The sequence below is a fragment of the Pseudogemmobacter faecipullorum genome, from assembly GCF_020539525.1.
GTDB classification, from domain to species: Bacteria; Pseudomonadota; Alphaproteobacteria; order Rhodobacterales; family Rhodobacteraceae; genus Pseudogemmobacter; species Pseudogemmobacter faecipullorum.
This window is the reverse complement of the sequence record NZ_JACDXX010000091.1, coordinates 1-593: the sequence shown is the minus strand read 5'-3', so window position 1 is coordinate 593 and position 593 is coordinate 1. Positions and strand designations below refer to the sequence as shown.

The 593-nt window shown below is 61.9% G+C and carries 1 protein-coding gene; it reads right to left on the bottom strand.

Features of this window, described 5'->3' with window-relative positions:
- On the bottom strand, window positions 1-503 hold a 503-nt coding region (locus tag H0485_RS21345), incomplete at its 3' end, for a DUF6088 family protein (protein ID WP_226937877.1).
- Window positions 504-593 lie beyond the last annotated feature (90 nt).

Below are 593 nucleotides of genomic sequence, written 5' to 3'. Positions count from 1 at the left end.
AGCTTCTTGTCGCTGGCCGAGAGGTGACGGCTGGCCGCGTGCATCACGTCAGAGGCCCGTGCAGCACCTACATGGCGCAGGGCCTGAACGACCGTTCCGGCCGGGCTGCCGGGGGCAATCAAATGTTTGGGCGACGTATGGCGAAGATCGATCACCCGCTTCCCGAGCACAACACGGCGCGAAGGCCCATCCGTCAGCCAACGGCTCTGCGCCGCAACCTGCGTTGAAAGCCCGAGCACATTGGCAGCCTGTGGACCATCAATCTGCAGGTTTGATCCGGTTTCGCGAGCGAGTGCTCTGGCCACGTTGTCGGGCGAAGGGGCCAGAGCACCAAACTTCGGATGGATCTTCGGGAAATCATAAAGGCCGCGGGCGAGACGCCGGAGGTCGCCCGCCCTGGTCAGCCGAGACAGCGCCTGGTCCACCGCGCCACGGGCAGCCACGTTCAGAAAGTCACTGGGCGTGAAGACGCTGCCGCGTCCGCTAGCGCGGACACGCTTCATGATCCGATCGGGAACAGAGGCAGATACAGTCTTCATGTGTTAGAAAATAGGCTATGTTTTTCTTCCAATCAAGTGTGCGAGGTAACGCGC